A 10,449-nucleotide genomic window follows, 5' to 3' on the forward strand; every position below is an offset into this window, starting at 1 on the left:
CCATGGCCTGTTCGATTTTGGACTCCGGCGCGCCGAAGGGGTTGTAGACCACCGATTTGTGCTCGTGGTGATGACCTTCGCCGCCGGGCTCTTCCATGCGGAAGACCTCCGGACAGATCTGGACGCAAGCTTCACAGCCGATGCAGGCTTCCTGGTCGACGACGGGGGTGCGGGGCATAAGAGGGGGTCCTTTCCGACGAAATGATGTAAATGCTAGCAGATCGTCGTCTTTTTTGCGACCTTCAAGTGAAACTGTTTGCCAATGTGCCTCTGATAATAATATCCTTTCGCCAGCTTCTGGCCATGCAGGCTGGATTCAGCGAGCTATTTTTTTCGGAGGCTGCCATTGCGCTGTCGAACGGGGCTGCGTGCGGAAATCATCGTCAATATCGTGCTTCTGATGGGCGCTGCCCTGCTGTTCGCCGGCTTTCTCCTGATCAAACTGACCGAACGGGAACTGCTGGCCCAGCGGGTCGGCAGCGCCATCGGCGTCATGGAAATCCTGGCCCGCGCCGTCCCCCTGAACATCATTGAAGATAGCGATCCAGCCGCCGCGCTTTTGCCCGTCGTTTCGCCCCTGCTTCAGGGATTGCCGCCCGGTTTGGCCGTTCATGGTTGGGCGGCCGCCGACCGGGAACTGAACCTGCTTGCGGAGCATGGGCAGTCGTCGGGATTCCGCCTGGAGGAGAAGCCACTCACCCAGGTCAAACTCACAGGCGAACCTGAGATCCGGATCAACTATCCTTTCGCCTGGCCCCTGTTCGGCTCGTATCCGGACAGTTATGTCGTGGCCTCCGTCCCGGTTTTCCGGCAAGGGAATTTCATCGGCGCCCTGCAGGCCCGTTTCCCTCTGGTCGAGGTTCGGCAGCGGGTGCAGTCGGCGCAGAAACTTATGCTGGTCTATGCCGTACTCTACGGCGCGGTCCTGGTGCTGTTCGGGGTCTATTTTCTGAGCCGGGCCGTGGTGCGGCCGATCCGACGCCTGCAGGCGATGTCCCAGCGCATCGCCGCCGGTGACCTGGAACAGGCCGCCCCGATCGAAGGGCCGCGGGAGATCGCCGACCTGGCTGGGTCTTTCAATGCCATGGCGGCTGCCCTTCGGCAGAGCCGCCGGGAAACGGAAGCCCATATTCAGGCCCTGCGGCAGGCCGGCGAGGATGTCCGGAATGCCCAGATGGAATTGATCCGTTCGGAAAAGATGGCCTCCGTCGGCCATCTGGCGGCCGGCATGGCGCACGAGATCGGCAACCCGCTGGGTGCCGTCGTCGGCTACCTGGATTTTCTCAAAGGGGAGTCTCTGCCGGACCGGGAGAAGAATATCATCGAGCGGGCTCTCGCCGAGACGGGGCGCATCGACCGACTGGTCCGGGAACTTCTCGATTACGCCGCACCGGCCGGCCGTGAGACGCAGACCTTCGATCCGGTGGCGGCGATGGCCGAAGCCAGGGATATCCTTTTGCATCAGGGGGCTTTCGACGACCTGAAGCTTGACGACCGCCTGCCGCCCACGCTCCCCGCAACCAACATGGTCCGGCATCAGCTGGTCCAGGTCTTCATCAACCTGCTGCTCAACGCCCGGGATGCCTCGATGGCGGGGGGGGCGATTCGTCTTTGCGGCGGGGAAGAAGGAAGACTCCTCTGGCTGTCGGTGGCCGATGCCGGCGCCGGGATGCGCCCCGAGGTTCTCGCCCACATCTTCGACCCGTTTTATACCACCAAGGCCCCGGACAAGGGTCGGGGCCTCGGCCTGGCGGTGTGCCAGCGGGTCGTCGGGGAGGCCGGCGGCAGAATCGAAGTCCGCTCGACCCCGGGACAGGGGAGCGAATTCAAGGTATGGCTGAAGAAAACGGAGCCTGGTGGACATGACGGCTGAGCTGAAGAAAATCCTGGTCGTGGACGACGAAGCCTCGATGCGGCACATGCTGCAGCTGGTGCTTGAAAAGGAAGGCTACCAGGTCGCCGAGACCGCCAATGGCGGGGCTGCCCTGGAGCTTTTGCAGGAGGAGTCCTTCGACGTGGTGCTGTGCGATATCCGCATGCCGGGAATGGACGGGTTGACCTTTCTGCAGGAAGCCGCCCGCTGCAAGGCAGCCCCCACCATCATCATGATGAGCGCCTTCGGCTCCATCGACACAGCTATCGAGTGCATGAAGCGCGGCGCCTATGACTACGTCTCCAAGCCGTTCAAGCCGGACGAGGTGGTGCTGACCCTGAAGAAGGCCGAGGAGCGCTTCCGCCTGCGCCAGGAAAACCTCCGGCTGCGGGAGGAACTGGCCCGCAGCGGCGCACGCTCCGGGACAGGCGGGATCATCTACCGCAGTGCGGCGATGGCCCAGGTCATGACCCTGATCGGGCGGGTCGCCGATTCCGCTTCGTCGGTACTGATCACCGGCGAGACCGGGACCGGCAAGGAGCTGGTCGCCCGGGCGCTGCACGGGGAAGGCGGCCGCAAGGGCGGGCCGTTCGTGGCGGTCAACTGCAGCGCCATCTCCTCAAGTCTCATGGAGAGTGAGCTGTTCGGCCACGTCAAGGGGGCCTTCACCGGCGCCGACCGGGAGAAAAAAGGACTGTTCGCCGCCGCCGACGGCGGAACTCTGTTTCTCGACGAAATCGGCGAACTCCCCCTAGAATTGCAGCCGAAGCTGCTGCGCGTGCTGCAGGAAGGGGAGATCCTCCGGGTGGGCGAAACGCGGCCCCGCAAGGTCGATGTGCGGGTGCTGGCCGCCACCGCCCGCGATCTCAGGGATGAAGTGGCGAAAGGCCGCTTCCGCGACGATCTCTTCTATCGTCTGGCGGTGGTGGAGGTCCACATTCCGCCCCTGAGAGATCGCTCCGAGGACATTCCCCTGCTGGCCGAGAATTTCGTCCGCCGCATCGCCACCCGCGAGGGGCGTCCCGTCCCGCAGCTCCAGGCCGATGCCCTCGAGGTCCTGCGGGGATACCCTTGGCCGGGCAACGTCCGGGAGCTGGAAAACTTCATGGAGAAGACCATGATCTTCTGCCGCAGCGAAACGATCGACCTGGCCTCCCTCCCCTGGGAGGTGCGCCGCAGCAACCGCAACGAGGCGGAGAGCCTGTCGCTGAAGCAGGCATCCATGCGCCTGGAGGGCGAATACATCCGCAAGGCCCTGGCCGCCACCGGCGGCAACCGGACCCAGGCGGCCAGACTGCTGGAGATCAGCTTGCGGGGGCTGCTGTACAAGATGAAGGAGTACGGGCTCGAATAGGCGTGCAATTTTTGGCATGAGCATGCAAAAATTGCATGATTGCTGCCGCAGCCTTGCGCTAGGATCTGACCTTAGCCCCTCCTTTGCGGACGTTGTCCGGAACAATTTCATGTGGTACGCAATTTGCTCTGCTTAATAAACAGACCGAAATCACAAGGTGCCTGCGATGAAAAATGTCGTCCGAAATCAACAAGGTTTTACCCTGGCTGAAGTGCTGGTCGCCCTGACCATCTTTGCCATCGGCCTGCTTGCCGTGGCCGGGATGCAGGTCACGGCCATCCAGACCAATTCCAAGGCGAATACCCTGACCGCCGCCACCGCCTTTGCTGAAGGAGTGCTGGAGGAGGTCCTGACCCGTTCGATCGACGATCCGACCTTTGCCGGCGATTCCACCGACAATGCCTGGACGCTGGTCGCCTCACCACCCTACGTTGCCACCTTCGACGTTGACCGCAATTACAACGGCGTACTCAACGTAGCGCGGGTTACGGTGACGGTCACCGGCGGTGGTCGCACCATTACCCTGGTCGGATTCAAGAGGACGGTATGAAAAGGCAATTCGGTTATGCAGGCAACAGGGGGTTCAGCCTGGTCGAGCTGCTGATCGTGGTGATGATGATGGGAATCGTCACCATGGCCATCTACAGCCTCTACGAGAGCACCCAGCGCACCGCCACGAGCCAGGACCAGACCGTAGAGCTTCAGCAGAACCTGCGGGTGGCCATGGATCAAATCGCCCGGGACATCCGCATGGCGGGGTTCATGATTCCTGGCCTGGATGCCTTTGGTGCCCCCTTATACCCGATTGCCACTGCCAACCAGAACAGCATTACCTTCAATACCGCCTCCGCTGCCGGGCGGGCGGCCCGGGTCAACGACAACGACACGGTGACTGTCAGCAACGGGGCGTCGGTCGATTTCAACCTGACCGTTTCTTCGGCCGAGCAAGCCCTGCTTTTTGCCGACGGCAATTTCGCCCGGATCATTCGCCCGCCCAACCAGGGCAACCTTTTTCCCGACTGCCTCATTACTCTCACTGCAGGCCCGTCGGGTACAACGCTCCCGATCCGCATCACCAACAACTCCGGAGCCAATATAAGCAGTCTGCAGCTGCGCCCAGGCGACATCATCGCCAGGATTGCCGACGACTCCAACAATCCGAATACGGTGCGGTTTCTCCGGGAGGGCGATCTGGTCAAGCGGAGGATTGATGAAGGTACCGCTGACGTTGATACACAGAATGTGGCCAGCGGGCTCCGCCAGTCGGGCGATGCAAACCTGGACGGCCTGCAGTTCAGGTACATTCTTGATGACGGCAGCGAACAGACCACGGTCAGCGGGGCCGCCCTCGAAAGCATCAAGGCGGTGCGGGTGACCCTCACCGGCGAAGTCAATACTCAGCAAGGACTCAAGACTCGCAGCCTGACGAGCATCGTCGCCCTGCGCAACAGGTAAGAGGAGAAAGAATCGATGTTCGGTTTTCAACTCGATCCGGCAAACGAAAAGGCCAAACAGGGGCACGCACCTTTCGTTCCTCCGTTTTCCCTGCCGGCGCGGAGTCTTGACAACCAGCGCGGCACCGCGCTGGTGCTGGCCCTGGTCATGCTTGCCCTGATGAGCATTCTCGGGGTGATGTCCCTCACCACATCGACCACCGAGGTGGGGATTTCAGGCAATTACCGCTCCTCCCAGCAGGCCTTCTATGCCGCGGATCGCGCGGTCGAATACGCCATGACCAATGAACAGATTTTCGATAGCATCGGCACCGGCACCATCGATCTGATTGCTGACGCCGACACCACCAACGCCACCGCGACCACCAACGACGACCACATTACCAATATCGCCGCCGAAACCGGCAACAGCGGCCTGCAGTCCGGCGGCGCCAACCAGGTTACCTACCTCACCAGCGGCGCCCTGCCGCCGGGGACGGGTTCGGACCCGACCTACTTCCAGGCCAGATACTACGTCATCACCGTCAACAGCCAGGGACCGAACAATTCGGCGGCCAGGGTCGAAACACAGGTGGCGAGGATCGTCCCCAAATAACCCGAAAAATGCGGGAGCGTACCATGAAACATCGCGTTCTGATTGCCTTTACTGTCTTGACCGTACTGTTAGGCTTCGGTTCCCCCGCTCTGGCGCTGCTCGACCAGTTCGTTGGCGACTCAGCCATCTACAGTGCCAGCAGCGAATACCTGCGCCCCAGCGTATTGCTTGTCATCGACAACAGTGCCGGCATGCGCCAAGCCGGCAGCCGCGACCCCTATAATCCGACGATAGACTATTCCAAGGTTGTCAAGGACGGCGTCACGACCTGGACGGGGCTCTACAGCAAGGATACCGTCTACGAGCGCAAAGCCGGTACTGCCGGCACAATCAACTACGTTCCCTACATCGCCAACATTACCACCGGCGTAAGCTGCACCACCGCCAAAAACGCTCTGAACTCCAACGGTTTTTATGCCGGGCCATTGAAGAAAGCGGATGGCAGCTGCAACAACCCCCAGCCCGGCAACTTTTTTCTGGGGAACCTCCTCAACTACATTTCCTATCCCTCATCTACCCCGAAGTGGCAGGCGAACAAGGTCTATGCCGTTGGCGACAAGGTCGCACCGAACACTCCCGTTGTCGATGCCAACGGAGTTGCGCTCGAATATGTGGTCAAGGCTGCGCGCACCGCCGATGGTAATCCCTCTACCTCTGGTACCTCCGGCGCCAGCGAGCCGGCATGGCCAACCACCACCTCGGGAACTGTGACTGATAATACTGTCACCTGGGAAATTGAAGGGTCGATCATTGACATGGTCAAGACGACGATCAAGCAGCTGGTTTCCGGTTTTCGCGAGAGCGTCAACTTTGGTATCATGGTCTTCGGCGACAATAACGCCGGCGGCAAGATACTGGTGCCGGTGCGCAACCTGGGAACCTCCGATCCGGATGACTCAACCACGATCGCTGTCGACGATGGGCCGACCAACTACAATGCTCTGCTCAGCGCTGTCGATGGCTTCACCTTGCTTGCTGGCAACAGCCAGCCTGTCAATGAGACGCTTTGGGATGCCAAACTTTATTTTTCGGGGCAGAACAACAGCACCTCCAAGATCGCCAGCGAGAAAACCCCCTATCCATCGCCGATCAAATACAGCTGCCAGGACAACCTGGTTGTGTTGCTTTCCACCGGCAGCACAGATGACAACAATCACACAAAGGCCTATGTCCCGGATATAAGTAACCCTGAATATGCAGACGGAAATGTCGGCTATGTCGATGATGCCGCCTACCTTTTGTACCAGACCGATTTACTTGCAGGCATGATCGGTAAGCAGAGCATCAAGACCCATGTCATCCAGTTGCTCACTCCCGAGGTTGCACGGCTCAAGGCAGCCGGCGAAGTCTACGGTGGCGGCAGCTACAACAAGGTCGATAACAACAATGAGTTGATCAAGGCGTTGGCCGAGACGATGGCCAATCTGGTGATGGAAGCCGATACATCCTTCGTTGCACCAGTGGTTCCGACCAGCCCTGAAAACCGCACCTACAGCGGCGAGCGGGTCTATCTCGGTTTTTTCAAGCCGATGAAACAGAAACCCTGGCGTGGCAATCTCAAGAAGTACGGTATCGACCATCACAACAACATCGTCGATACCAGGTGGGATGCCAGTCTGGGGCGTTATTTAAACGCGACACTCGAAGATGGCTCTTTCGATGACAACGCCGTTTCTTACTGGAGCACCAGTGTCGACGGCGGCAATGTCGAAGAAGGCGGCGCGGGTGAACTGCTCCGAGATCGGAACTTTTCCGCTGACCCGCGCCAAGTTTACACAAACCGTGGGGGCTCCAGTACCCTGACCGACGCTTCAAACGCCTTTAACGCAAACAACATCACCGCTGCCGACCTCGGTGTGGCCGACAATGCTGCGAGGGACAAATTGCTCGACTACATCCTCAGCGGCATCGATTCTTACGACGACGATGAAGATAGCGACACCTCCGACAGACGTCCTTGGATTTTAGGCGATATCCTTCATTCGAAGCCGCAGATTATCAACTACAACACCTACGATTTCAACCTCAGCAACGAAGCCGATCCGTCCATCAATAAGACGGTTATCTTTGTCGGCACAAACGACGGCATGCTGCACGCCTTTCGCGATGCCGACGGCAAGGAATTGTGGGGCTTCATCCCCGATGTTGTAGTGCCGAACCTTAAAGAATTGGCCGGCACGAAGCATACCTATTTCGTTGACTCTTCCCCTTCGGCCTATGTCTTCGACAAGGACAACGATGGCAATATCGGCCCGAACGAGGCAGTTGATGGAGACAGCGACGACGGCTCCAATGACAAAGTGATCCTCATCTTCGGCCTGCGGCGGGGAGGCAGCGCCTATTACGCCATGGACGTGACCAACCCCTTGTCGCCAGTACTATTGTGGAAAATAACTCCCAACACGCCTGGGGATGATCCCGTTGATGGAACAATGACTCAAGCTTGGCAGCGACTTGGTGAAACCTGGAGCGAGCCGCAGTTCGGCAAGATGAAGATCGGCACCGCCGAGAAGATCGTTGCTTTTATCGGCGGAGGATATGATACCTATGAGGATAGCCGATACGGAAACGTGTGGTATTTTCCAGCAACCTACAATAGTCCCCATCAGGGGGTGGGGGATGTGGCGAGCGCTTGGACTTATGAGCCGGATAAAGTTCCGGACGGGGCCGGTTATCGGAAGACCGGGCGAGCGGTGTACCTCTTCGAAGTGGCTGACGTAACTAGCGGACTTCCGGTCGTACCTGGGAGCGTATCCTTGGTGAAAGCATTCTACTTTTCACAGTATGCTTTTGCTTCTGATATCACGGTCCTCGATACCGATTACAATGGCTTCGTTGACCGTCTTTACGTAGGTAACCTGGGCGGCCAGATGTGGCGCTTTAATGTTGGGGATACTAATAGGGCCAACTGGACAAGAGTACCGATCTTTTGGGACTCTACTGGTGCAAAATTTTTCTATCGTCCATCGGTCACCTTTGAGACGGGCTATACATTTCTTTTCTTTGGTACCGGTGATCGAGAGCACCCGCTCAACACCAACGTGACCAACAGATTCTTTGCTTACAAAGATTACAATTCTGGCTCCGTGTATAAGCTATATAACCAGTTGTTGGATGTCACCGGCAACGAATTGCAGCTAGATTCAACCACTTCAGCTGCCATCAATAACACTCTCAACACACTGAACAGCTCGTCCAACTATGGTTGGTACATCAACCTTAATGAACGAGCCGGCGAAAAAGTTCTCTCCTCCCCTTTGGCCTTTAACAAGGTCGCCTATTTCACCACCTACACCCCGAACACGGTGGTCACTCCCGATCCTTGCCAGCCTGGGAACCTAGGGGTTTCACGCCTATATGCGGTGAACTACAAGACCGGCGAGGCGGTGCTCAACTTCAATAACGCCGTCAGCACCCCCTCCACCAACAATGACAACCAGTCGACGACGAACAATGCCCGTGCTCGCAGCAAAGACGGAAAAGTTCTTCGCCGGGCAGACCGATCGATCACCCTGGGGGTTGGAATACCCTCCGGCCTGGTGGTCGTCATGCCGCCCAGCGGTGATGCCGAGCTGCTGATCGGCTGCGGCGGTGGTCTGTGCAGCGAAGACCCGGTGGCCGGTGGAACGATCATTCCCATCTATTGGATGCAGTGGTAGGAGGGAGTCAGGAATGGGGACGTTGAAGCGGACGCTCTGCATGGTGATCCTCCTGGCGGCGCCGGTTCATTTCGGCTGTGATCGCACGGAGGTGGTCGCGCCGGAAAAACCTGCGGTTGCTACGAGTGCGTCAAGCGAGCGGGAGTCGGCCCTGCCTGCATTGCCAGCGGTGTCCGCTTCGGCCACAACCGCTGAAGTTGTCGGAGGGGTGGAATCCAGCGCAGGCGGTAACAGACCGCCGCAAGTGATCGCTGTTCCTTTCAGGGAGCCTCGGATCCGCCGGGGCGTCGATATCGAAGTGATGCCGGAGGGATCAGATCCCGACGGGGATCTGGTGACCTTCCGTATCGACTGGTTCATCAACGGCGAGAGACTGCCCGACTTCAATGAGCCTGTTTTGCCAGGGGACCGGTTCCAGAAAGGGGATCGGATCGCCTTGCGGATCATCCCCTCCGATGGCAAGACGGACGGGTTGCCGTTCTCCGGCCAGCCATTCGCCGTGCCTAACGCCCCCCCGCATTTTGTTTCCAGTCCTCCCTTGCAGTTCCAGGCGGAGAGCTATGTCTATGAGGCCCGGGCCGAAGACTCTGACGGGGATGTCTTGACCTACCGCTTGGAAGGAGGGCCGCCGGGGATGACCATCGATGCCGATACCGGCAAGGTCACCTGGCAGATCGGCCAGGAGCAGGCCGGTGGCCACATGGTCAGGATCGTGGCCCTCGACAATGAGGGCCTGAAAGCCGTTCAGGAATACACATTGACCATCAGGATCGAAAAGCAGGAGGCAAATTGAGAAGGCGCGCCCGGGGTTTTACCCTGATCGAACTGATTATAGTCATGGCGATCGTCGGCATCCTGGCCGCAGTCGCCACACCCTACTACCTGGATTGGATCAGGGGCGCCCGCTACCGCGAAGCGGCCCGCAACCTTGCCTCGACCCTTCGGGAAGCCCGCAGCAGAGCCATCGCCACGAACCTGGAACATGAGGTTCAGGTCGACACAGATGGCGCCAGGTACCGCTTGATCCGGGGGGATCAGGCCAACAACACGCCGAATCCGCTCGCGCATTCAGACGACGATGGAAATGCCAACTGGACAATCGTGATGGGCTGGGTCGAACTGGACCCCGTGGAGGTTCAGCTTAAAAGCACCCAAACCTGCAACAGTGATGCGGATGTGAACTTCGAGGTGAACCCTAACGGCACCGCTGTGTCGGGCTACATCTGTATCATGGACAAGAGCGCCACGCCGGTCAGAAAGCATCTGGTCGGCATTGCTTCCTCGACCACTGGCCGGGTCGTCATCACCAAGTAGTCTTCGTCCTGCTCCCTTCCCCAACCGTTGTCTGGCGCGCCTGCCGCCCGTCCTTTTTCCCCTTGCAACGCCTCCGGCGATTTGCGTATAGTGTTGGCCTCGCATCCGTCGCAGGAAAGGGATTTTTCCGGACATGGCCAAGCTCGTCCCGTTTCGCGGTCTGCGTTACAATCTCCCCCGTGTCGATGATCCGGCCAGCC

General features: G+C 59.2%; 9 protein-coding genes. 8 read left to right on the forward strand and 1 reads right to left on the reverse strand.

The genetic code is table 11. The features are described from left to right. On the reverse strand, positions 1–178 hold a 178-nt coding region (locus VD811_08070; GenBank protein HXV20926.1), incomplete at its 3' end, for a ferredoxin. A 168-nt stretch (positions 179–346) separates the two neighbouring features. Here VD811_08070 and VD811_08075 point away from each other — a divergent pair. From VD811_08075 to VD811_08110, 8 genes are all read left to right on the forward strand, one after another. Further along, positions 347–1,873, forward strand: a complete 1,527-nt coding sequence (locus tag VD811_08075; protein ID HXV20927.1) for a HAMP domain-containing sensor histidine kinase — start codon at positions 347–349, stop codon at positions 1,871–1,873. Further along, complete coding sequence (locus VD811_08080) at positions 1,863–3,227, forward strand: sigma-54 dependent transcriptional regulator (protein HXV20928.1); 1,365 nt, start codon at positions 1,863–1,865, stop codon at positions 3,225–3,227. Before VD811_08075 ends, VD811_08080 begins: the two co-directional genes overlap by 11 nt. A 166-nt stretch (positions 3,228–3,393) precedes the next feature. After that, complete coding sequence (locus VD811_08085) at positions 3,394–3,777, forward strand: prepilin-type N-terminal cleavage/methylation domain-containing protein (protein ID HXV20929.1); 384 nt, start codon at positions 3,394–3,396, stop codon at positions 3,775–3,777. Then, a complete protein-coding gene (locus VD811_08090; GenBank protein ID HXV20930.1) occupies positions 3,774–4,682 on the forward strand; it encodes a prepilin-type N-terminal cleavage/methylation domain-containing protein in 909 nt (302 codons plus the stop codon). The genes VD811_08085 and VD811_08090 overlap by 4 nt, the downstream gene beginning before the upstream one ends. A gap of 15 nt (positions 4,683–4,697) precedes the next feature. Further along, positions 4,698–5,276, forward strand: coding sequence for a pilus assembly PilX N-terminal domain-containing protein (locus VD811_08095; GenBank protein HXV20931.1), 579 nt, complete (start codon positions 4,698–4,700; stop codon positions 5,274–5,276). Between the two features lie 23 nt (positions 5,277–5,299). Then, a complete protein-coding gene (locus VD811_08100) occupies positions 5,300–8,935 on the forward strand; it encodes a PilC/PilY family type IV pilus protein (GenBank protein HXV20932.1) in 3,636 nt (1,211 codons plus the stop codon). Positions 8,936–8,957: 22 nt separating this feature from the next. Continuing rightward, positions 8,958–9,728: an Ig domain-containing protein gene (locus tag VD811_08105; protein ID HXV20933.1), complete on the forward strand. Its 771-nt coding sequence runs from the start codon at positions 8,958–8,960 to the stop codon at positions 9,726–9,728. Continuing rightward, entirely contained in the window at positions 9,725–10,249 is a 525-nt protein-coding gene (locus VD811_08110) for a prepilin-type N-terminal cleavage/methylation domain-containing protein (protein HXV20934.1), read from the forward strand. The genes VD811_08105 and VD811_08110 overlap by 4 nt, the downstream gene beginning before the upstream one ends. Positions 10,250–10,449: the final 200 nt, after the last annotated feature.

Source organism: Desulfuromonadales bacterium, assembly GCA_035620395.1.
In the GTDB taxonomy this organism is placed as follows: domain Bacteria; phylum Desulfobacterota; class Desulfuromonadia; order Desulfuromonadales; family DASPGW01; genus DASPGW01.

Excerpts from the sequence above, each read along its gene's own strand:
- VD811_08080 (HXV20928.1), top strand. The coding sequence starts at position 1,863 with ATGACGGCTGAGCTGAAGAAAATCCTGGTCGTGGACGACGAAGCCTCG.
- VD811_08085 (HXV20929.1), top strand. The coding sequence starts at position 3,394 with ATGAAAAATGTCGTCCGAAATCAACAAGGTTTTACCCTGGCTGAAGTG.
- VD811_08090 (HXV20930.1), top strand. The coding sequence starts at position 3,774 with ATGAAAAGGCAATTCGGTTATGCAGGCAACAGGGGGTTCAGCCTGGTC.
- VD811_08095 (HXV20931.1), top strand. The coding sequence starts at position 4,698 with ATGTTCGGTTTTCAACTCGATCCGGCAAACGAAAAGGCCAAACAGGGG.
- VD811_08100 (HXV20932.1), top strand. The coding sequence starts at position 5,300 with ATGAAACATCGCGTTCTGATTGCCTTTACTGTCTTGACCGTACTGTTA.